Here is a 22,426-nt window from a genome sequence, read left to right on the forward strand (position 1 = left end):
CCGGCTCCAACGCTGCGCGAGATGGAAGCTTCGCGTTTCCGCCGGTTGCTTACACCGCGCCAATTGGCGTATCCAAAACCGCCGAGGCTCTAATCGCTGCCGGATGAAAGTTCAGTGGCAGGTCACTGGCTCCACGCGATGAAATCGCCATAGCAGTCGGGCTCTCCCTTCTCTTTGATGTCCTTGAAGCCAGGAGGAACTTCCTTGTCGAATCTCTTTTTGCCATCAGCATAAAGCGCACTGAGCTGGTCCGGTGTGGGCTCGGGTCCTATTTTGCCATCAAAGAGGGAAAGCAAAAGATCTGACTCTTCATCAGCAGCCATCGATTTCTCTAGTCGAGACTTGCCTTGGGCAAGCTCTTTTAAAATTGATTCCACGGCCTTCACGGACTTACTAGACAGGTATGGCTGTTCCTGTCTAGATTCGTGTTTCTTAAGGAGCTCTTCAAGGTCTTTTTGAGCTTTCTGGAAATTTGCTATCTGCTTGCTGATTATTTTAGCTCGGTTGCGGCTGTATTCGAGCGCAAACTGGTAAGGCAAGACAATACGCGGGGCAAAATTTTCGTAAGCCGCGACCAGATCTTTTTTTGTTTCTGCGGAGTATCCATACAAATTGAGAAGCGAGCTGGCGTCGAATGTTATTAAGGCATGCGCCCAAAGTGCTTCAAATTCCTCTTTCGACGGACGAAAATACTCGTGAAGCGCAAGTCTCATTCTTATGCCCCTGAACTGGCAACGCAGTCGGCTGTAGCCAAAAACGACGGTACCGCTCAGATATACTCAGGAGCGGTGTCCAAAGCCTTAAAGTTCAATGGCTGAACGATTTCCGGGGGATAAACTGGTGCTGCTAGAGAGATTTGAATTTTCTCACAACGCCGCTATTTTACATAAAAATCAGATAGTTAGCTTCGGCTGCATTGAGTTCGATGTAGCATGCTGCTGTAGCAACTTCAAGTCGGATAACACAACCACTTGCCGCAGCACATGCTTTAATACGATCCAAAATGCAGAATGATTTTGATGTAAAATTCCGAGGTGGCATTAGAAAAGGTTGTTCGTTAGGACATCCCCCCGGTGGACCCCCTTCGCCATGGGTGGTCCTCAGAGCGAAGTCAGTCTTCGTTCACGTCACCTGTTACGGTTAATTTTAGAATGTTGGGAACAGGCAGATCACTGACTTTTGCGCTTGTGAGGTTAGGGTCACCAATAGGGCTCCTAAAAAGCTCCCAGAAAAACCGGTAGGAAGTCCAGTTGCATGCACGATATAGGTCGCGATTTGACGACCCCTGTATCTTGCTCGCAGACGCAACCCTCATGTCGTTCTTTGTGTAGTCAAAAACGAAGGATGCCGGCGTTACCCCTAACATCTTTCCACACTGTTGAACGAGATCGTTATGATCCTTCGTCGACATCTTAAAGTTGGGTTCATGGCGCTTTGCCTGTATTAAGACAGCCTTGGAATACTTTTGAATAGGCGTCGAAAGGGAAACATGTATTACCATGTCGGCCCCGATGCGACTTTCCTCGGCAGCGCTCCCTTTGCGGTGACGTAGGATGGAGCTGGACCATTGTAAACCGGCAATGCTCTTGTCGAACGTGGCGTCGAGGTTGCCGATAAGAACGCCTGTAAGATCATCTTCGTCTGTGACAAGCCCGTTGGCATATTTGAGCATGGCGCGTTGCGCAGCCTTGTCGGCTGACTTGGCAGCTTCACGCATCGCGGTGTCGAGGTTCATCGAAAACTCACTTCGGTTCTTGTAAGAAGATGGAGGCAACGGGTTTGAGGCAATGTTTCTTGAAGCGATGCACGGCTTAGGGGGACGCTATTGAGGCCATAGGGGTAACGCTCACTTTGATTGGCCGTAGAACGGCCTCAAGCCATCCGGCGTCTCGACCTCGCTTTGTCGCCGACGGCGGTCGAACCGCATCCCTGCGCTAATCGCAATCGACAGACGATCAGAAGCCGCGATACTGCAGGCTATACGAGTGACTATCAGCGGAAATCTCATTAAGGCCCATCCCCTCGTCCCGGGTTGTAGCGTTATAGTTGTGAACCGCTAACGCACTGCTAACAGAACGAATTGCTGTGCTGTCTTAATTGCGGTCCAGGGTCCGCTCACCCGATAAATGGACGCGAAATACCCAAATGGAGGCGAAAGACCTCGAGCATGGGAATGCTATAACTATGGTCTCAAAATGTATAGTTGAGAGACGAATTGTGGACGGAGGCGGTTGACAGCGTCTCTCACATGTCTCATAGGCTTGTTCTCCAAAACCCTTAGACAAGAGAGACGGCATCATGAGCATCGTAGCCTACGCCCGCGTATCCTCCACCGGACAGTCCCTCGACGTGCAGTTGGAGAAGCTGGCGGCGCTGAAACCTGCCAAGGTGTTCCAAGAGAAGAAGTCGGGTGTGGACCGGGAGCGCCCAGAGTTGAAGAAGGCCATCGAGTACTGCCGTGAGGGCGATGTGTTCCTCGTGACGAAGATCGACCGCCTTGCCAGATCGACACGCGACCTTCTGAACATCATTGATGAGCTCGCTGCCAAGGGTGTCGAGTTCAAGGTCTTGGACCAGAGCGTCGACACGACCTCGTCCACCGGGAAGCTTACGCTTCAAATCTTGGCGAGCGTTGCCGAGTTCGAGAACAACATCAGGAAGGAACGTCAGGCCGACGGGATCAAGGTTGCGCAGGCCAAGGGCGTGCAGTTCGGACGGCACCCGAAGATGACCGAAGAGACCGTGGTGACCATCAGGGAACTGAAGGAGGCCGGGGTGACCGTCAAGGAGATCATGGCGAAGACCGGCATGTCGAAGGCTTCAGTATATCGTGCGCTTGGAGGACAAGCCGTCGAGAACGGCTGAATACGCTGGCATCGTCAGGAGCTGCAGCGGAGAACCAGCGCTGGGGGGAAGGCCGTCAAGTTCAAGGGCAAGGCAGAAGACACCAAGCGGAACGGACATGTTGGCGAGTTGCTCAAGGCTGGCAAGAGCTGGACCGACGTGCAAGCCTTGACCGGCGTGAGCAGGATGACGGTGGCCAAGTGGCCAAGCGTGTACGGGCGGAAGTTGCGTAGACAGCCATCTCAATGCCGTTCTGGCCATGGGCGCAAGTCTTGAAGGCGATAGGCGCTTGGCAATCTTCCTCGGCGCGTGTACGACCCGGCTCCGCGACCTCGGCTGCGCAATGCCCCACACATGGCCGCAAGGGCACGCGTAGATCGCCGCCCGTTGGCCGGGACAGAACCTGCCGGTTGGCTTCGTCTGCGCCCATGGTCGCCTATGCGTCCGTGGAAGCGGGGTGGCCATGTTGACTAATTGACGAGACACGACACATTGACTGACCAAGCCCGCACTTTCGAAATCGACATTGTTGAAAATTGGCTGCTTCCCGACGACGATGCCGACGTGGACGCCCCGGACACGAAAAAGCCCAAGGATAGCCCGTTCAGCCCTTGGCGGTTTGCCAAGACCGCAGTGTCCAAGGCGATCATCGCAGACGCTATTGTCGACATTGAGCGCTATGAGGGGCTTCACGGGCTCCGTAAACGCAAGCGGAAGAAGGACGATCAGGAAACCTTCGAACTGACGGTAGAAGCCATCCTGTGCGACCTGATGCACCACAAGCTGTACCTGCGTCTCAACGGCATTTACGTCACGCGTTCCAAGGATGTCCTTGGGCGACGGAACCGATACCGTCCGAGGGTCTTGGGCAAAACCTTCACTCGTGTCTTGGATATGCTCGCCAAATCGGAACTCGCCTGGATCGAGCAAGATATCGGCGACGGCTACGGGGAAGGTGCGCGGCGGACGACCATTCGCCCAGGTCCACGCCTCACGGAGAGCATGGTGGACCTGAATATGGCCTTCGCCGACCTTGGCTTCCATGGTGTGAACGAGACGGTCATCTTGAAGAACAAGAAGACGGACTTCTGGGACAAGGCGGATGTCATCGACTATGAGGACACCGAGGACACAATCCGCTTTCGGCGTGAGATGCAGGAGATCAATGACTGGCTGCGGAATGCCGATCTCGACTACGGAAGCTTCCAAGGCGAGACAAGCCCCATCCCCGACACCGACGAGAGAGCCCTTCGGCGCATCTTCACCCGAGGTGAATTGGGGTGCGGTGGTCGCCTCTTCGACGGCTTTTGGCAAGGCATGAGCAAGGAGGACCGCTTTGACCGGCTGGTCATCGACGGTGAGGCCATAGCCGAGCTCGACTACTCCCAAATGAGCGCACGGCAGCTCCACGGTATGAAGGGCGTCCTTCCGCCTTCAGGTGACCTCTATGTCATCCCTGGCTTTGAAGAGTATCGCAGCGACATGAAGACCGTGTTCAATGCGATGGTCTTTAGCGACAAGCCTTTGACCAGGATGCCAAGGGGCGTGGGGAAGAAGTTCCAGAAGGGGACCAAGATCACCGACATCACCGAAGCGATCAAACGGCATCACCCCGCAATCGCCGACCTATTCTTCGAAGGTATCGGGCACCGCATCCAGTTCCAGGAAAGCCAGATCATGGTCGACATCTTGCTGAAATTGAAGCGCCTGGGGATCGTTGCGCTACCCATTCACGATGCGATCCTTGTCGCCACCTCCGCACGAGAAGCGGCAGGGCTGGTTATGCTTGATGTCTTTTCCTACCATGTTGGCTTGCCTGGGATGGTGGATGTCTCGCTAAGCCCTTAGGGACCTTGGTTGGACCTAAGTAGGGGGTCCCCTCTCGGGGTAGTCCCCTTACCTACGGGCCACCTTCGACACCATCTTCACCGGGTGGAACCTTACAACCACCTAAGCCTACTAGTAAACCTTATATCAACCCAAGTGCTACTCATTGTAGGGCCCGTAAGAGATGGCAAACTGGACGAAAAAGCGTGACCGCAAGGAAGAGGTCGCCACACGAGCAGCCGAACCAAGCCTACGGTTCCACACCTGTCGTGTAATGGGCTGCGGCAAGCCCTCCCGCGCAGCCACACAGGACGGTCTGGACACGTTCTTCTGCCGATCCCACGCCGATCGCCACAGCCGCCATGGCAGCCCGTACAAGCGCTCCTACACGGCAAAGGAGATCGCTCCGCATCGCAAGACCGCAAAGGCGTGGCTTGACGGGAACAAGGACGACATCTGGGTCACGAACGCCATCCAGCGCGTCCAGACGCTATACATGAATGCCGGTCCTCACGTCGAAGCCTTCCGGCTCAACGGTCTTTCGTCGCAGGAACGGGCAAAGGCAGCATGGGCTAGGCTTCGGAAGGCCAATGTCGATCCTCGCAAGGTCGTTGAAGCTTGCCTTGCGTTGGAATTGACCGTACGCGCTGATCTGCAGCCAGACAGCAAGGCCGAGTTTAAGCGGGTGCAGATGGCCAAGCTGGTGCACAAGATGGCTTCGGGGACACACAAGCGATGGCCGAACGCCGCAGGAGGACCGAAGGAGCTCCATGTCTACCCGAGGTCACGCGGGCAGGTCCTGCGACACCTGGGGGCAGATTTGGAGGGAGCCCTCGAGCTTTTGACTGCTAAGCATAAGATCGCGATTGAAGTTAGTCTTCTGCGACCCGTCAGGATTGACTATATGCCTTAGCCGGGACGACCTACCCCGCAAACCTCTCGCATGCGGAGATACTGCTGAAACCGATTTGCGGAGGAAGGCTGTTCCGACATCTCGGATTGCCAATCATCGTGTTGTCGTGGACAACGCCCTCGGTTGGTTGAGGTCGATGGCAGCGGTCACTGGGTCGTGCTTGTTCCCAAACCACCCGAGTACTTTTCGAATACCCACTGATACGTCCGTTCAACCTTCTCGTCGAACACGCCTTGGTCATAGGCCTGAGGAAGCCCCTCGTCATATAGCTGCTGGATCGTCGCTTTCACGGCGGCCTTGGCACGTTCCTTGAGCCGCCAATCTAGAACCAGCTTCTCAGCCTTGAGTTTCTCCAGTAGGGATTTGGCCACGCGCTTCACGAGGTCTTCGTCTTCTGGCTCAAGCTTCGGCTCCGGTTGGGTCAAGATGTCGAAGATCGCCAGCTCTTCTTCAGTCAAACCCTCGCGGATCGCTCGTTGGTCTTCGGCATTCAAGTCCCCGACCAGTGCCAACAGCTGATTGAAGAAATCGGCGGCCGTTAGGCTTCCTGCATTGTATTGTGTGACGAGAGCTTCGAAACGTTCGACGAGGCCACGGCGTGTTGGATTGCGAGCTGCCATTTCCGCAAGTTGATCCTCGACCGCCCGGCGAAGCCGCTGGGTGTCCGTCCGTTGACGATTGTCGGTGGCGAACATCGCACGCAGTCTCTCGATATCCAGTTGAGAAAGATTGAACAATCCGTCCGTATTCCCGTCCTCGCGGATCGGAGCAGTGATCTCGACGCCAGCGATAGAATTGTCGAGGAGCGCCTCAATCTTGCTTGCAACCTCGGAGATGTCTGGGCGTTCGGTGAGCGAGCGGATACGCTGGGCGATGACCTCGACGGCTGCAGAAATCTTCCTGTAGGGCTCGGCCCGGGCGTCGGGGAGGACAGCCTTGAACGTGTTCCAGACATTGAAAGCTAGGGAAAGGAATGTGCGGCGCTCAGGGTCGGTACCATTCAATGCTTCCACAGCATCGCCAAGCCTCGCCAGCCGGTCGAACCCTGTCACCTCAAGGATCGCGCCCGGGTCGACGTCCCTGGCCCGGCAAAAAGCAAGTGCCTCTTTAATGGCTTCGGCAAGATCCTCGACCAGCGCGGACTTGTCGGCAATGGGCTTGGCATTGGTTGCGCCACCAATGGCGTAGATAGCCAGTGCCTTCTCCAGATTACGAAAGATGCCGACATAATCAACGATCAGACCGGCCTTCTTACCCGGCGCATTGCGGTTGGCCCGAGCGATGGTCTGCATCAGGGTGTGGTTCTTCATCGGTTTATCAAGATAGATGGTCGAGCACGTCGGCACGTCGAAGCCGGTAATCCACATAGCGCAGACGAACACTAGCCGAAGCGGATCGCTACCCTTCTTGAACTTGGCGTCTAAGTCCTGCTCGTTCATCCGCCTCCGGTGGGTGCGAATGTCGAGACCTTTGGCCTCCATGTCGGCGATCTCATTCTGACCTTGGCTGACCACGACTGCCATGTCCGTCCGACGCATGAAGGCAATGACAGCGGCCAAGGCCTCGCGCCGATCGGCTGGAGCTGTAGCAAGGGCGGCCTCCCGGCGACCGACTTCGGCATCCCATGCCCGGCGAACTTTGTCGTACATGCGCACTGCCGTTGCCTTGTCGATGGCCACGAACATGGCCTTGCCGCGATAACCGCGACCGACGAAATGGCGAACGAGGTCCTCGGCGATCCTGTCGAGCCGGTCTTCGCGCGTGATCAGATGATACTGAGTGCCGAGGCGTTTCTCGAGTTCGCGCTCTTGTTCCTCGTCGAGATCGGCCCCTTCTATGACGGCCTCCAAATCCTCGGCGAACGTCTCGTTGGCAAACTCCAACTCGGGGATGCGGTTCTCATAGTAGAGCGGAACCGTGGCTCCATCCTCGGTCGACTGCTGGTAGGTGTAGGTCGAAACGTAGTCACCGAAGACGTCGCGGGTCTTTTCCTCTCCGGCCATAAGGGGAGTGCCGGTAAAGCCGATGAAGGCTGCGTTCGGTAGCGCTCGGCGCATGTTAGCGGCCAAGGTGTCATATTGCGAGCGATGCGCCTCGTCGGCAATGACGATGATGTCCGACCGTTCGGAGAGAACCGGGAACGTCTCACCTTTGGCCGTGCCGAACTTGTGGATCAGCGTAAAGACAAAGCGCTCGTTACCGCGTAGCAGCGTCTTGAGGTGCTCCTTGGAACCGGCTCGGACTTCCCGAACATCCTTGGTCACAGCGCCACAAGCGGCGAAGAAATCTGATATTTGTTTGTCTAGCTCCTCGCGGTCGGTGACGACTAGGAAGGTCCAGGCACCAGGCATCGTGCGGAGAACCTTCCGGGCGAAGATGAGCATGGAAAGGCTCTTGCCGGAACCCTGCGTATGCCAAAACACTCCGAGCTTGCCTTGGTTCTCCCCAAGATTGGCCACGGCCTGAACTGCCTTGTTCACTCCGAGGAACTGATGGTTCTGGGCAATCTTCTTGACGAGCCCGTCCTTGGTTTCCTCAAAAATGAGGAAGTTCTCGACAAGGTCGATTAGGCGTTCTGGCGTGGCGGCGGCCCGGATTGCGGTTTCGAGCGATATGCGGCCCGGCTCGGTCTCGTCATCGATCCGCTTCCATTCCTTGTAGGTGTCCCACGGCGAATAGGCCGATGCTCCAATCCGGGTGTCGAGCCCGTTGGAGACGAGAACAAACCCATTGGGCCGGAAGAGCTGCGGAATGCTGTCACGATAGTCGCGGACATTGTCGCGATAGGCATCCTCGATCCGCCTGTGTCCGGCCTTCAGTTCAATGAAGAGCAGCGGCACTCCGTTGACGAAGCCTATCAGGTCCGTCCGGCGGCGGTGAAGTTCGCCGGAAATCCAGGCCTGCGAGATCAGGGTGAAGTCATTGGCGGTGAGATCGCGCCAGTCGATGACACGGACCCGCTCCTTAGCTATCCCGCCGTCATCGTCGCGGTATTCGACATGGACCCCGTCCCGCACCAGTTCCAGAACTTCCCGGTTTGCGGCCATCGGTACCATTGATGCCCGGTCCTGCGTCAGGGTGTCGAAGGCGAGGTCGAGCGCGTCCTGGGGCAGGTTGGGGTTCAGCCGGGAAAGCGCGGTGCGCAGCGTCTTGGTCAGATAGGGATCTCGCAGCGTGTCGCGAAACGGTGATCCGTTGGGACCGAAGCTCTCCTCATAGAGATTGAAGTGGCTCCAGCCGAGCGTTTCCAGAAGCTCGATTGCCGGTTTCTCGACCAGCCCGTCCTCGGAGAAGCCGGTCAGCGTGGCGCGGGTGCCCTCGGGAATGCCGTATTCAATCTCCTTCGGGGTCTCGACCACGGGCTATTCCGCCGCCTCGGCAAAGGTCTCGTAGGCGGCCGAGACGTCGATCTCCCCGGAGATCAGCTTCGGGAGAAGAAGGTCGCGAGCGGCGCGGAGCCGGAAGTTCGAGCAAGTCAACGTTCTGCATTGCTCTGCTAAGGGTGCGAAGTTTGCAACCCATTTCGATTGTAGCTTCAGTGGCGGAACAATCATGGGAAGTTTCTTGAAATCCTTTAGAATGATGCGCGGGATCGCCGCACCTGATACGCTCTGCTTTATTCGCGCACTGACGTCCGGCGACTTCAAAGCTGCCGTCAAGTACTCTCGCTCCACCTGTTCGTTTGGTCGAATGATGGCGATGGAAGACAGAACGGCTAGGTCGTCCCTCTGCTCGGTTACCAGAAAAGTATGCTTGTTGAGATTTGCGCCGTCCTTGGCGACCAGAATATCGCCGAGCAATGGCAAGCAGTCATTACGAACCAGTTTGTCAAAGTCCTCGTCCGAGATGGACCGGCACTTGCTTAAATCGAAGCCCCACTCTCCCATATCCTTGACGGAAGCCATCAACTTTCCAGCCGGTTGAGAGGTCGGGCTCCAATGAGACCCATCGGTGATCTTGACGCATAGGTTGTCTAGGGAGCTTACTGACCACCCCTCAGGCACCTTCCCAAGTTCCGTCATGACCAACGGCACGGCGTCATGGCCCGGATAGCGGAAGCGGACGAACCATTCATCGAACTGCAGCCGCGCCATGTCCTCAAGGATCGCAATGCGCCGCTGGTTCACCTCGATGAGGTCGTCGTAAGTACGGAGGATGACGGCGACCCGATCCTGAACTGACAACGGCGGGACCCTAATTTGGATCGAGTTCAGCTTCTCAAGGCTCAGGTTATCTTGGGTTGTTCCACGCGAAATTTCTTTATATCGCTGCTTTAACAGGTCCAAACTGTACTTGATGAATGCGGTGTTTGCCTTAAGTGGATCGGGAATAAATCCAACTACGCTGTCGGGAAAGCACGCATCAACTGTCAGTACGGCCGTCTCCGCGATATTTGCGGCAATTGTAATGCATAGGGTCCCTGCTGGCCACAGCTTACTCTGAGCCAATCCTTTGTCACTGTACGTCTGGGAGTGCGCCGTCAGCCAATACTCGGCATGGGTGACATCGCCAGTTTGTACGAAAGGGTATTTTCCATCGTAAAGGGACGGGTCATTGCGCGGTCGATGCTTGGACTTGCCCCTTCCCAAGAAGCCCAGGTTCTTAAGCGGGATCAGAACCCATTCCTCAGATAGCTTCAGCATAAAGCACCTCTGAAAAATTCTGAGATATGGCTCGTTGAAGCCGTGCCGCCTCGATGTTCAGCGCTTCCAGCTCTTCGTGCAACTCCCCCAGCTTCTCGCGGAAGTCCTCGCCGTTCGCTTCACCGGCCGCGACCCCAACATAGCGCCCAGGGTTCAGCGACCAGCCCTGCGCCTCGATCTCGGTACGGGTGGCACTGCGGCACAGACCGGCGACGTTACCATAGGCAAGCTCCGGGAAGCGCTCTTCCAGCCACGCCTTGGACTGGGTGAAGAACTCCAGCTCCTCGCCCCGCCAAAGCCGCACGATGTTGGCTAATGCCTCGACCTGTTCTTCCGTGAAATCGCGGTGGGCGCGGTCGATCTGACGGAAGATGTGCCGGGCATCGAGGAACAGCACCTCGTCAGCCCTTTGCCCCTTCGTCTTGCCCTTGTCGAAGAACCACAGGGTGCAGGGAAGCGTGACCGTGAGGAAGAAGTTCGGCCCGACCGAGACGATGACATCGACGCTGCCGCTTTCGATCAGCTTCCTGCGGATTTCCTGTTCCCCGCCTCGCGCATCGGCTGCAGAATTGGCCATGACGAACCCGGCGCGGCCCGTCTCATTCAGCCGCGACCAGAAGAACTGTATCCAGAGATAGTTTGCATTGTCGGCATTCGGGACGCCAAAGGGAAAGCGGTTGGCGATGTCCAGCAGCTTGCTCTTGTCTAGTTCCTTCACGTTGAAGGGCGGATTGGCCATGACGAAATCGAAGCCGCCCGGTCCATCGTAACAGCCCTTGTCGTTCTTCTTCGGCATCACCTCTTCAAACACCGGATCGCGATAAGTGTCGGCGTCGAGGATCTTGCCGGAGAGGCCATGCACTGCGAGGTTCATCTGAGCGAGACGCCAAGTCTCTCGGGTGCGCTCGACGCCATAGATCGACAGATCTTTGTCAGGTTCCCGCTGATGGCGCTTCACGAAGTCTGCCGAATGAACGAACATGCCGCCCGAGCCACAGGCCGGATCCAAAATGCGACCATGATAGGGCTCGATGATTTCGACGATCAGCCGGACGATGGACGAGGGCGTATAGAACTCGCCGCCCTTCTGCATCGTGTCTTTGGCGAAGTTGCCCATGAAATACTCATAGACATGACCGAATGCGTCACCGGCAATCTTGAGCGGCTGGAGTGCTCGAAGCAGTTCAACAATGACATCGTCGGGGATGGACTGATAGGTCTTGGGAAGAACGTCGGCCAATTCCGGGTTCTTCGCCTCGATCTCGCGCATGGCCGTCGTTAGAGCGCGACCAAGGTTCGAGCCTTCTGGAAGGCTTAGCAGAAACGAGAACCGCGCCTCGGGCGGCAGAAAGATTGCTCCTTCCGCCTTGTAGGCGTCTGCGCCTGGACGGATACGCGAGCCTTCACGCGGAGCAAGCCTAGCTTCGACCTCAGAGAACCGCTCGTCTGCATGTCGCAGGAATAGAAGGCCTAGGACGGGACGGGCGTATTCGGCGGGGAGAATGCCGGAATTGGCCCGGAGCTTGTCCGCAGTATTCCAGAGCTTGTCGGAGATCGTCTTGAGGTCTGATGACATGATTTCAATCTTAAGTATTTGAGAATTAGAAGACGCGGCGAACGGGTGACGGGAACTTTGCAAGAGCGCGTGTTAGCCGTCAACCTCTGCAAGGTCAGGTCTTGCGGGATATGAGGTGGGACAGGTCCAGGCCATCATAGTGCAGCTTAGCCATTTCTTCGTTAAGCAATTGCAGACCGTAGAGGCCGTTTCCGTAGCGTCCGGCCATGCCTTTCTGAGTGTGACCTTGCAACGCGTTCATGAAGTCGAGCGGGATACGACTATTGCGACAAGCATCCTCAAAGCTATGACGGAAGCTATGGAACGAATTCTTTCCATGCTTGATCCTTAGCTTCTTAAGGCTGTTGCCGAATTTGGTGGAGTAACCCGTTGAGTAGGTGCCATCTGCAGCTTTCGGAAGCTCGGGGAACAGTCGCTTGTGCTTCTGCTTGCGCTGCCGTTCAACGAAAGTAAGGAAGCCCATGTCTTTGAGCTCCTCGTGAACTGGGATACGCCGACGCGAGCCGCCTGTCTTTACATTGAGATCCTCACCTTCGTCGGTAACTTCGATGTAGGCGATGCCTCCTTCGACCTTCACATCTTCGGTGCGAAGCTGAATGATTTCACCAGAGCGGCATCCAGTGAATAGGCCGACCAATGGCACCCAGTAAATACCTTGGTCGCTCGGGATCAGGTCGCCCGGGGAGTTATGGTAGCGGCCGCTCCGGCACCCTGTGTAAATAGGAGATCGGAAGATGGTCGACAGTTCGGCCAATGTGAACGGGTGGCGTTCGTCACTGGCCTTGCCACTAATCTTGACGTTCAGTCCGTCGAAGGGATTGGTCGGGATATCGTCGTAGTTCGCCTCAGCCCAGTTCCAGAATGCTCGTACGAACCCGAGAACCTTGTTCACGTTCTTCCCGGACATAGGCTCACGGCTCAACTCGGTGGCTCGCTTTGCCGCCTCCTTCATGGAAAGCTTCTCAAGTACTTTAATTTTGGTCCAGTTGGGCGGCAGCGACAGCAATACGGCCTTGAACTCGCGGGCATCCGCTTTGCCATAATTGTTCATCGGCCTGTCTCCGGCCATTTCGATGAAACGTTCGGCCCACAGACGGTTCGCCTTCGCGGTTGCCGGGGTCCAGCCGCCCTTGGCACGGCTCTTTTCGGCGGCCCATTCATCAATCAGCGTTGAGGCGAGCGGTCCGCTGGCCTTCGGCTTGGTTTGCGACAGCACCGGAGTTTCAACCGGGTTCCCTTCGTTGCGTTGTCGTTTGGCAGCAGTGGCGCGGACACTGGCGCTTAGGATCGCTCTCGCCACCTTTGGCCAGCTCGGGGATGCTGGATCAAGCTTGAGGCCGACATTGTCCCACGTCAGAACCTCCGCCGCTTCCGATAGGGGGAAGGTTGATGGGGCGCCTCGGGCCAGCTCATAACGATTGACAGCGTCCATATCTTCCAGCAGTTCGCCGTAAGCATCGAAATCCTGATCGTCGAGGCCCGCAAGGCGTAGCTCCTCGTCCTCATCCAGCAGATGCGCGAAATAGACTTCCTCGACGTGCTTGATCTGGGCGCCAGACAGCTCCGCCAGTGCGGGTTCTAGTTGCCGTGACAATAGCTGCCGATGTTGGTCGAAACGGTCGTCTACTTCTGCTGAGGCTTTCCGAAGCTTCTTTAGTGCGTCCTGGTAATCCCGGGTCTCCAGTGAGAACGTTTCTTCCGTTTTGGGATAGGAGCTTTTGATGTCGCGGGGGATCGAACACCGGAACCAATAGACGTTTCCGCGTTTGATTAGGCGAGGGGGCAATGGCATGTCGTTCATGGCTCCGCTGTAGCAGTGTGCTGGAGCAAACGAAACTGTAACCCATTGATTTTGTGATAAGTCCTTGTATTGAAACAAGGAAAACTGGTGCTGCTAGAGAGATTTGAACTCTCGGCCTCTCCCTTACCAAGGGAGTGCTCTACCCCTGAGCTATAGCAGCATTCTGTGACGCGGCTTGATGTTCCGTGTCGAGCGAGGCGCCTATTGCCACAGCTGGGGGGCAAGCGCAAGCCGCAAATGGCAAGTTCCATGAAACATCAGGTGAAAAAGCGCCCAAGCCTTTTGAAGGGCGTCGATTTCGGCTATGGAGACCTTATGGAAAAAGACCAGACAGAGCGTGGCGCGCCGGTGTCCGATGACGCGAGGCCCTTGGAAAGCAAGGCCGGTGGGCCGGTGAAATCACGGGCGGACCTTGGGGCGGAAAGGCGGCGCGGGCGGGCGGCCGAGAAGCTGCGCGAGAATCTGGCACGGCGAAAACAGCAGGTCCGCGCACGTCGTGCCGGGCAGGCAGATGAAACAGATGGGCTCCCTGCCGCAAAAACGGACGAATCGTAATGAAACGTCCGGCCTCACGCCAAACGAATTGAAGCCCCACCTTATTTCGTCTACACACCACCTTCCTTTTTCAAGGCTTCGAACTTTCAGGAAAGGCGGGCTCGGCCCGTAATCGCACATGGATCGTATCAGGATTGTCGGCGGCAATGAACTCAATGGGGTCATTCCGATTTCCGGCGCCAAGAATGCGGCTTTGCCATTGATGATCGCCTCTTTGTTGACGAGCGATACGCTGACGCTCGAAAACGTGCCGCATCTGGCCGATGTCGAACTGCTTCTGCGCATTCTCGGCAACCACGGCGTCGATGTCGCGGTCAATGGCCGTCGCGAGCGTCAGGAAGACGCATATTCCCGCACCATCCATTTCACATGCCGCACGATCGTCGACACGACGGCGCATTACGAGCTGGTCTCGAAGATGCGCGCTAGCTTCTGGGTCATCGGGCCGCTGCTTGCCCGTGAAGGCCAGGCCCGCGTTTCGCTTCCCGGCGGCTGCACCATCGGCACGCGCCCGGTCGACCTCTTCATCGAGGGGCTTGCGGCGCTCGGCGCCAACATGGAAATCGATGGCGGCTATATCAACGCGACGGCGCCGAAGGGCGGCCTTATCGGCGCGCGCTATACGTTCCCGAAGGTTTCCGTCGGTGCGACCCATGTGCTGATGATGGCGGCGACGCTTGCCCGGGGCACGACCGTGATCGGCAATGCTGCGCGCGAGCCGGAGGTCGTCGATCTTGCCAACTGCCTGAATGCGATGGGCGCGAAGGTTTCCGGCGCCGGTACGAGCACGATCACCATCGAGGGCGTGACGTCGCTTTCCGGCGCACGCCACAGGGTTCTGCCCGACCGCATCGAGACCGGCACCTATGCCATGGCTGTCGCAATGGCCGGCGGCGACGTCCGGCTTGAAAACACCGACATGGCGCTGCTCGACACCGCGCTCGAGACGCTTCGCCGGGCCGGCGCCGAGATCACGCAGACCGATACCGGTATCCGGGTGGTGCGCAACGGCGGCGGCATCAAGCCGGTCGACATCGTCACCGATCCGTTCCCGGGCTTCCCAACCGACCTTCAGGCGCAATTCATGGCGCTGATGACGCGCTCTTCCGGGACCTCGCACATAACAGAGACAATCTTCGAAAACCGCTTCATGCATGTGCAGGAGCTGGCGCGCCTCGGGGCGAAAATCTCGCTTTCGGGCCAGACGGCCAAGATCGAGGGCGTGCCACGGCTTCGCGGCGCGCAGGTGATGGCGACGGACCTTCGCGCGTCGGTCTCGCTGGTCATCGCCGGTCTTGTGGCCGAGGGCGAGACGGTGGTCTCCCGCGTCTACCATCTCGACCGCGGCTTCGAACGGCTGGAAGAGAAGCTGACGCGCTGCGGCGCAAACGTCGAGCGAATTAGCGAATAAGCAGGTCCGCAACCGGGGTAGATCGTATCTCCGGTTGCGTCTTCCGCCTCAGGGCCTTATCTCCATCATGGCGTTGGCGACGACCGGCATCTCGCTGGCAATGGGGAGATAAGTGAATGACCGATCTCAAGCTTCTGGCGCTTGATGGCGAAGACCTGGCGATCGTGTCTGCGCATATGCAGGACAGCGTCTTCAAGGTCGGCGACATGGAATTCTCGCCGCGCCTGAAGCAATTTGCCGTTGCTGCCAACCGCTTCGTTTGGGAGCTGTCCGATCGCAAGGACAAGTCCTTCGAGCGGCATCGCTCGGCGCTGGTCTTCAAGCGGGTGCTGGCCGTTCGTTCCACCGGTATCGACAGGCGCAGCAGCGACGCCGTGCTGTCGCTGCTTGCCATCCGGTTCGACCAGATTGGAGAAGGGCCCGAGGGGACAATCGAACTGACGCTCGCCGGCCATGCGACGATCGCGCTCGATGTCGAATGCATCGAAGTTCAGCTTGCGGATATCGGTGGTGCGTGGGAAACCGCATCCATGCCCAGTCACCCCGACGGGGCCTGAGTTTCGGCTGCCTTTGCAGCGGTTTGTTTTTGCATCATCCTGTCGGAAAACCGGCTCGCGGTTCTTCGGTAGGGGATCATGCTTCAAAGAGGATTATCGGCGTGGCTATCTGGCTGGACCATGGATCGGAAGAATTCGAGCAACGTTTCGCAACCTTCCTGACGACGAAACGAGAAGTGTCCGAAGACGTCAATGCCGTTGTCCGCACTCTCATCGACGATGTGAAGGCTCGAGGCGACGCGGCGCTTGCGGACTATTCGCTGCATTTCGACGGGCTCGATTTTGCCGTGACGCCGATGCGGGTCGGCTCTGAGGAAATCGACGCGGCGATCGAACAGGTTCCCTCGGAAGTTCTCGGTGCGCTTCGGGTCGCCTCGGTTCGGATCGAATCCCATCACCGCCGGCAGCTGCCGCGCGACGACAGCTACGAAGACGAGCTGGGCGTCATTCTCGGCTCGCGCTGGACGGCGATCGAGGCGGTCGGGCTCTATGTGCCCGGCGGCACCGCAAGCTATCCAAGCTCCGTGCTGATGAACGCCATTCCGGCAAAGGTTGCCGGTGTCGATCGCATCGTGATGGTCGTGCCGGCCAATGGCGGCGTGGTGAACCCCGCGGTTCTTGCCGCTGCACGCATGGCCGGCGTCGAGGAAATCTATCGCATCGGCGGTGCGCAGGCGATCGCAGCGCTGGCCTTCGGGACCGAGACGATTGCACCGGTCGCCAAAATCGTCGGCCCCGGCAATGCCTATGTGGCGGCTGCCAAGCGCCATGTCTTCGGCACGGTCGGTATCGACATGATCGCCGGACCGTCCGAGGTGCTGATCATCGCCGATGGGGACAATGACCCCGAATGGATCGCCGCCGACCTTCTGGCACAGGCAGAGCACGACCGGGGTGCGCAGTCGATCCTGATCACGGATAATGCGCTCTTTGCAAAGGCGGTCGAGCTTGCCGTGGAACGCCAGCTGAAGCTCCTGAGCCGCTCCGAGACGGCGACGGCAAGCTGGCAGGATTTCGGTGCTATCATCACCGTCTCGGCGCTCAGCGACGCCGTACCGCTTGCCAATCGCATTGCGGCCGAGCATCTGGAGCTGGCGGTGGATGATCCGGATGCACTGCTTCTCGGCATCCGCAATGCCGGTGCGATCTTTATCGGCCGGCACACGCCGGAAGTCATCGGCGACTATGTGGCAGGGTCGAACCATGTGCTGCCGACGGCGCGCTCGGCGCGTTTCTCGTCCGGACTTTCCGTGCTGGATTACATGAAGCGGACGTCGGTCCTCAGGCTTGGCCCCGACCAGCTGCGGGCTCTTGGCCCGGCTGCTATCGCGCTTGCAAATTCCGAAGGCCTCGACGCTCACGCCCGTTCGGTTGCGATCCGCCTCAATCTCGAGGGGTAGGAAATGGCTGCGGGCGGCTACCGGCTGAGCGACATTGTCCTCGACGATACGATCGGTCGCTCGACGCCTGATGTCGAGCACGAACGCGCGGTTGCGATCTTCGATCTGATCGAAGAGAACAGCTTCGAGCCGGTCGGGCACGCGGGCGGTCCCTACAAGCTGAACCTGTCGCTGGTAGACACCAAGCTCGTGCTGACGATCCGCACGGAGGCAGAGGAGGAGGTTGCGACGCATATCCTGTCGCTTACGCCTTTCCGGCGGATCGTGAAGGACTACTTCATGATCTGCGAAAGCTATTACGAGGCGATCCGAACGGCCACGCCCAGCCGGATCGAGGCGATAGACATGGGCCGCCGTGGCGTTCACAACGACGGATCGCACACCCTGCAGGAGCGGTTGAAAGGCAAGATCAACGTCGATTTCGACACGGCGCGTCGTCTCTTTACGCTCGTTTGCGTGCTGTATTGGCGGGGCTAGGCTGATATGGAACCCTTCGCGCCCCTTGAGCAAAGCAGCAAGACACCCACCGCCATCTTGTTCATGTGCGGCATGAACGTCATCCGCTCGCCGATGGCCGAGGCGATCGCCCGTAGCATTCTGTCGCCTAGCACCTATATCATATCGGCAGGCGTGCGTGCCGGCGAACGCGATCCGTTCGTCGACATCGTGCTCGAGGAGATCGGCCTCTCGCTCAAGCGCAAGCAACCGCAGACGCTGGAAGAGCTGGAGGATGATTTCTTCGACCTCATCATCACTCTTTCTCCCGAAGCCCACCATGCAGCACTCGAGCTGACCCGAACGCACGCGGTCGAAGTCATCTATTGGCCGACCTTCGATCCGACTGTTGTCACCGGCACGCGCGAGCAGATATTGGAGGCCTATCGCGAGGTTCGCGATCGTCTTTCCGACCTCATCGAAACCCGATTGGCCAGGCGAAATGGAATTGCCGCCCAATCGGCGTGAAACAAATGCAGAAAGCCCGATCAACGAGGTTCACAAAACCGCGTCGATTGTGTAGTTTCCGCGCAAATTTTCCGGCGGCCCCAGCCCCGGCTTTCAAACCGACAGGAAGAAAAGTCTTAAATGCCGAAAGAAGAAGTCCTAGAATTTCCCGGTGTCGTCACCGAATTGCTGCCGAATGCGACTTTTCGCGTCAAGCTCGAAAACGAGCACGAGATCATCGCCCATACGGCGGGCCGCATGCGCAAGAACCGCATCCGTGTTCTCGCCGGCGACAAGGTGCTCGTCGAAATGACGCCATACGACCTGACCAAGGGCCGCATCACCTACCGTTTCAAATAATCAGGCTCTCCGTCTCCAACTGAGATGCCTCGAGGTTCCATGGCGCTGAAACACAAGCTGATACTGGCCTCCGGCTCGCCGCGTCGCGTCGATCTCCTGCATCAGGCGGGTATCGAACCTGCACGCCTGATGCCGATGGATATCGACGAGAGCCCGAACAAGTCGGAGCATCCACGCTCGCTCGCGCGGCGGCTTTCGGCTGAAAAGGGCGAGGCAGCGTTCGCCGCGCTCAAGGGCGACCCCACCTGGCAGGGAAGCTATGTTCTTGCGGCCGATACCGTCGTTGCCGTCGGCCGGCGCATCTTGCCGAAGGCCGAGTTCATCGACGAAGCGTCGTCGGCACTGCATCTGCTCTCGGGCCGCAGCCACTGGGTTTATACGGGCATCTGCCTGATTACGCCCGGCCGCCAGCTGCGACAGAAGGTCGTTGAAACAAAAGTCCGCTTCAAACGTCTTTCGAGCGCGGATATAGAAGGATATCTCGCCTCCGGCCAATGGCGGGGGAAGGCGGGCGCCTATGCGATACAAGGCCTTGCCGGTGGCTTCGTCCAGAAGCTCGTCGGCTCCTATACAAATGTCGTCGGATTGCCCTTGTATGAGACCATGCTTCTCCTGACAGGGGAGGGCTTCGACGTCCATGCCCACTGGCAGGAAGGATGATCGTCATGACAAATGATGGGATAAAACTGGGTGCGAAAGTCGAGCCGCTGCGCAAGACGCGCGCCTGCGCCGAATGCGGCCGGCCTTCGATGCGCGAGCACTATCCGTTCTGTTCGGACCGCTGCCGCGAGGCGGATCTTTCCCGCTGGCTGAACGGATCCTACGCCATTCCGGTTACCGAAGAAGACGAGAAGATCGACTACAACGACGAGGAATAAGGTCGTCAAAGGGTCGCTTGCGGATAGCGAACCTCTTCAATTCATTGTGCAATTGTCGTCAGTCCATTTCCTGTCAAAAAACTATCATTTGACGCTGGACATGCTCCGACAAGATGCTATAACCCGCCTCGCTTCCGGGGGAAACCAACATCCCCAGACCTTTTCGAAGGTCTTCCTTACGGGCGAAGCAGAGATGCCCGGATAGCTCAGTTGGTAGAGCAGCGGATTGAAAATCCGCGTGTCGGTGGTTCAAATCCGCCTCCGGGCACCATTATTTCAGCAGATATCCGATTTGATCGATTCATAAGCAACTGTGTTCAAATGGGCACAGGTTTTTCGGTGTTCCACGGCCCCTAAAAGCCGTTATCCACAGCGCCGCGCCTGCAATACCTTTCCCGTTTGTGGCCTTGATCAATTGTTCATTGGCCAGCCGAGGATTGCTGCTGTGCGAAATGTGTGACGAGCGAACTGTCAGGCAATCAACTATTTAGCACTCGAACCGGGGTGCTGCTGGTATCCCAAAACCACTCCAGCAGGCACACTCATAAATTTACCGAGTTGAATAGTTGGCAATTAGAGGTAGGCACATCATTAAATTCAATGGCCTCCATGTTCAAGGATATTGCTGCAATGCCGAATCAAGCGTACGAATTAAGGGCAGGTTCGGTATTGATTCCAGGTGAAGTTTACCGCACCATTGCAGGCAGCAGATAGTTATCTGGCTGAATATAGGCGTATTTGCAATAGCAACCTCATAGAGGCGCCATGTACAACAACGATGTGCTCTTTAACACCTTCGCCCGTTCTTTCGAAGCACGGCGCGAAGTCGAGATGTCATTCTCTGAATACCTCGAAGCATGCCGGGATAACCCCCTCATGTATGCCAACGCCGCGGAGCGTTTGCTGGCTGCAATGGGTGAACCGCAATTCGTGGATACGGCCAAGGACTCCCGACTTGGACGTATCTTTCTAAACAGGACCATCCGAACTTATCCGGCCTTTGCCGGCTTCTACGGAATGGAAGAGACGATCGAGCGGATCGTGGCCTTCTTCCGCCATGCGGCCCAGGGGCTGGAGGAGCGTAAGCAGATCCTCTATCTGCTCGGGCCGGTCGGCGGTGGTAAGTCATCGCTTGCCGAGCGTCTCAAGGCGCTGATGGAAGTCCATCCGATCTACGTGCTCAAAGCTGGCGACGAGCTCAGTCCGGTTTTCGAAAGTCCCCTCAGCCTGTTCGATCCTGTCGCGATGGGCAGTCTTATCGAGGAACGCTACGGCATTCCGCGGCGTCGGCTGACCGGGCTGATGAGCCCCTGGTGCCTGAAACGGCTCGAGGAGTTCGAGGGTGATATCTCGCGCTTCAAAGTGGTCAAGATGCAGCCTTCGCGGCTGCGGCAGATCGGCATCGCCAAGACCGAACCCGGCGACGAGAACAATCAGGATATCTCCTCGCTGGTCGGCAAGGTCGATATCCGCAAGCTCGAAAGCCTGGCGCAGAACGATGCCGATGCCTACAGCTACTCCGGCGGCCTCAATCGCGCCAACCAGGGCGTGCTCGAATTCGTCGAAATGTTCAAAGCGCCGATCAAGATGCTGCATCCGTTGCTGACCGCGACGCAGGAAGGCAACTATATCGGCACCGAGAATATCGGAGCCATCCCGTTCTCGGGCGTCATCCTGGCGCATTCCAACGAGGCGGAGTGGCAGACCTTCAAGGCCAACAAGAACAACGAAGCCTTCATCGACCGCATCTGCGTGGTCAAGGTGCCTTATTGCCTGAGGGTTACGGAAGAGCAGAAGATCTACGAGAAGCTCATCGAGGAATCCGAGCTGAGCGAGGCGCCCTGCGCTCCGTCGACGCTCGAGACCCTCGCGCGCTTCACCGTTCTTTCGAGGCTGACGCGTCATGAGAATTCCACGGCGTTTTCAAAGCTCAGGGTCTACGACGGCGAAAGCCTGAAGGAAACGGATCCGAGGGCCAGAAGCGTTCAGGAATATCGCGATGCCGCAGGTGTCGATGAGGGAATGGACGGGGTCTCGACGCGGTTCGCGTTCAAGGTCCTGGCGGCGACCTTCAATCACGATACGACCGAAGTCGCGGCCGATCCCGTACACCTGATGTACGTGATCGAACAATCCGTTCGCCGGGAACAGCTCCCGGCAGAAACCGAAAAACTCTACATAGAATTCATCAAGGGCGAACTCGGTCCGCGCTATGCTGAATTCATCGGCCATGAAATCCAGAAGGCCTATCTCGAATCCTACGGGGATTATGGCCAGAACCTGTTCGATCGCTACGTCGACTATGCCGACGCCTGGATCGAGGACGTCGATTTCAAGGACCCCGATACCGGCCAGATGCTCGATCGCGATCTGCTCAATCAGGAGCTGACCAAGATCGAGAAGCCGGCAGGTATCGCCAACCCGAAGGACTTCCGCAACGAGGTCGTCAAGTTCTGCCTGCGGTCGCGGGCGAGCAATTCGGGCAAGAATCCATCCTGGACAAGCTATGAAAAGATCCGCGAGGTTATCGAAAAGCGGATGTTCTCGCAGGTCGAGGATTTGTTGCCGGTCATCTCCTTCGGCTCCAAGAAGGATGGCGATACGGAAAAGAAACACGGGCAATTCGTCGAGCGGATGACGGCGCGCGGTTACACCGAGCGTCAGGTTCGGCGTCTGGTAGAATGGTACATGCGTGTGAAGCAGGCAGGGTAAGCCTAGC

The 22,426-nt window shown here is 57.6% G+C and carries 19 protein-coding genes and 2 tRNA genes; 14 read left to right on the forward strand and 7 right to left on the reverse strand.

The window, feature by feature from the left end; translation table 11 throughout:
* Positions 1-122: 122 nt before the first annotated feature.
* Together CPY51_RS28565 and CPY51_RS28570 are read right to left on the reverse strand one after the other, a co-directional pair.
* The gene (locus CPY51_RS28565) at positions 123-713 is read right to left on the reverse strand and encodes a PIN-like domain-containing protein (RefSeq protein ID WP_111163600.1); all 591 of its coding nucleotides are present in this window, start codon (positions 711-713) and stop codon (positions 123-125) included.
* A gap of 398 nt (positions 714-1,111) precedes the next feature.
* Positions 1,112-1,735: a hypothetical protein gene (locus CPY51_RS28570; RefSeq protein ID WP_111163601.1), complete on the reverse strand. Its 624-nt coding sequence runs from the start codon at positions 1,733-1,735 to the stop codon at positions 1,112-1,114.
* A gap of 563 nt (positions 1,736-2,298) precedes the next feature.
* Between CPY51_RS28570 and CPY51_RS28575 the strand changes: the two genes are divergently transcribed.
* From CPY51_RS28575 to CPY51_RS28585, 3 genes are all read left to right on the forward strand, one after another.
* Complete coding sequence (locus CPY51_RS28575) at positions 2,299-2,865, forward strand: recombinase family protein (protein WP_111163602.1); 567 nt, start codon at positions 2,299-2,301, stop codon at positions 2,863-2,865.
* A gap of 471 nt (positions 2,866-3,336) precedes the next feature.
* Positions 3,337-4,692 carry a hypothetical protein gene (locus CPY51_RS28580; protein WP_111163603.1) on the forward strand — a complete coding sequence of 452 codons (1,356 nt, stop codon included), beginning with the start codon at positions 3,337-3,339 and terminating at the stop codon, positions 4,690-4,692.
* Positions 4,693-4,855: 163 nt separating this feature from the next.
* Positions 4,856-5,584: a hypothetical protein gene (locus CPY51_RS28585; protein ID WP_195909644.1), complete on the forward strand. Its 729-nt coding sequence runs from the start codon at positions 4,856-4,858 to the stop codon at positions 5,582-5,584.
* Between the two features lie 146 nt (positions 5,585-5,730).
* Here the strand turns inward: CPY51_RS28585 and CPY51_RS28590 are convergent, their stop codons facing one another.
* From CPY51_RS28590 to CPY51_RS28610, 5 genes are all read right to left on the reverse strand, one after another.
* On the reverse strand, positions 5,731-8,943 hold the full coding sequence (locus CPY51_RS28590; RefSeq protein WP_111163604.1) for a type I restriction endonuclease subunit R: 3,213 nt from the start codon (positions 8,941-8,943) through the stop codon (positions 5,731-5,733).
* A 3-nt stretch (positions 8,944-8,946) separates the two neighbouring features.
* Positions 8,947-10,227 (reverse strand): restriction endonuclease subunit S, encoded by a 1,281-nt coding sequence (locus CPY51_RS28595; RefSeq protein ID WP_111163605.1) that lies wholly within the window; start codon positions 10,225-10,227, stop codon positions 8,947-8,949.
* Positions 10,211-11,803 carry a type I restriction-modification system subunit M gene (locus tag CPY51_RS28600; RefSeq protein ID WP_111163606.1) on the reverse strand — a complete coding sequence of 531 codons (1,593 nt, stop codon included), beginning with the start codon at positions 11,801-11,803 and terminating at the stop codon, positions 10,211-10,213. The genes CPY51_RS28595 and CPY51_RS28600 overlap by 17 nt, the downstream gene beginning before the upstream one ends.
* Positions 11,804-11,897: 94 nt before the next feature.
* Positions 11,898-13,604 carry a site-specific integrase gene (locus CPY51_RS28605; protein ID WP_244598815.1) on the reverse strand — a complete coding sequence of 569 codons (1,707 nt, stop codon included), beginning with the start codon at positions 13,602-13,604 and terminating at the stop codon, positions 11,898-11,900.
* Positions 13,605-13,689: 85 nt separating this feature from the next.
* Positions 13,690-13,764, reverse strand: a tRNA-Thr gene (locus CPY51_RS28610).
* A gap of 209 nt (positions 13,765-13,973) precedes the next feature.
* Between CPY51_RS28610 and CPY51_RS28615 the strand changes: the two genes are divergently transcribed.
* From CPY51_RS28615 to CPY51_RS28665, 11 genes are all read left to right on the forward strand, one after another.
* On the forward strand, positions 13,974-14,159 hold the full coding sequence (locus CPY51_RS28615; RefSeq protein WP_111163794.1) for a hypothetical protein: 186 nt from the start codon (positions 13,974-13,976) through the stop codon (positions 14,157-14,159).
* Positions 14,160-14,277: 118 nt separating this feature from the next.
* On the forward strand, positions 14,278-15,570 hold the full coding sequence (gene murA / locus CPY51_RS28620; protein WP_111163607.1) for a UDP-N-acetylglucosamine 1-carboxyvinyltransferase: 1,293 nt from the start codon (positions 14,278-14,280) through the stop codon (positions 15,568-15,570).
* A gap of 116 nt (positions 15,571-15,686) precedes the next feature.
* On the forward strand, positions 15,687-16,127 hold the full coding sequence (locus CPY51_RS28625) for a DUF2948 family protein (RefSeq protein ID WP_111163608.1): 441 nt from the start codon (positions 15,687-15,689) through the stop codon (positions 16,125-16,127).
* 101 nt (positions 16,128-16,228) lie between these two features.
* Complete coding sequence (hisD, locus tag CPY51_RS28630) at positions 16,229-17,527, forward strand: histidinol dehydrogenase (RefSeq protein ID WP_111163609.1); 1,299 nt, start codon at positions 16,229-16,231, stop codon at positions 17,525-17,527.
* Positions 17,528-17,530: 3 nt separating this feature from the next.
* Positions 17,531-18,004: a UPF0262 family protein gene (locus tag CPY51_RS28635; protein WP_111163610.1), complete on the forward strand. Its 474-nt coding sequence runs from the start codon at positions 17,531-17,533 to the stop codon at positions 18,002-18,004.
* Between the two features lie 6 nt (positions 18,005-18,010).
* On the forward strand, positions 18,011-18,490 hold the full coding sequence (locus CPY51_RS28640) for an arsenate-mycothiol transferase ArsC (RefSeq protein ID WP_111163611.1): 480 nt from the start codon (positions 18,011-18,013) through the stop codon (positions 18,488-18,490).
* A 120-nt stretch (positions 18,491-18,610) separates the two neighbouring features.
* The gene (gene infA / locus CPY51_RS28645) at positions 18,611-18,829 is read left to right on the forward strand and encodes a translation initiation factor IF-1 (RefSeq protein WP_004117876.1); all 219 of its coding nucleotides are present in this window, start codon (positions 18,611-18,613) and stop codon (positions 18,827-18,829) included.
* 39 nt (positions 18,830-18,868) lie between these two features.
* A complete protein-coding gene (locus tag CPY51_RS28650) occupies positions 18,869-19,489 on the forward strand; it encodes a Maf-like protein (protein WP_111163612.1) in 621 nt (206 codons plus the stop codon).
* 5 nt (positions 19,490-19,494) lie between these two features.
* Positions 19,495-19,707, forward strand: a complete 213-nt coding sequence (yacG, locus tag CPY51_RS28655; RefSeq protein WP_111163796.1) for a DNA gyrase inhibitor YacG — start codon at positions 19,495-19,497, stop codon at positions 19,705-19,707.
* Positions 19,708-19,902: 195 nt separating this feature from the next.
* Positions 19,903-19,978: transfer RNA gene (locus tag CPY51_RS28660), tRNA-Phe, on the forward strand.
* Between the two features lie 494 nt (positions 19,979-20,472).
* Positions 20,473-22,419: a PrkA family serine protein kinase gene (locus CPY51_RS28665; RefSeq protein WP_111163613.1), complete on the forward strand. Its 1,947-nt coding sequence runs from the start codon at positions 20,473-20,475 to the stop codon at positions 22,417-22,419.
* Positions 22,420-22,426: the final 7 nt, after the last annotated feature.

Source organism: Arminella tubonensis, assembly GCF_003240585.1.
In the GTDB taxonomy this organism is placed as follows: domain Bacteria; phylum Pseudomonadota; class Alphaproteobacteria; order Rhizobiales; family Rhizobiaceae; genus Rhizobium; species Rhizobium tubonense.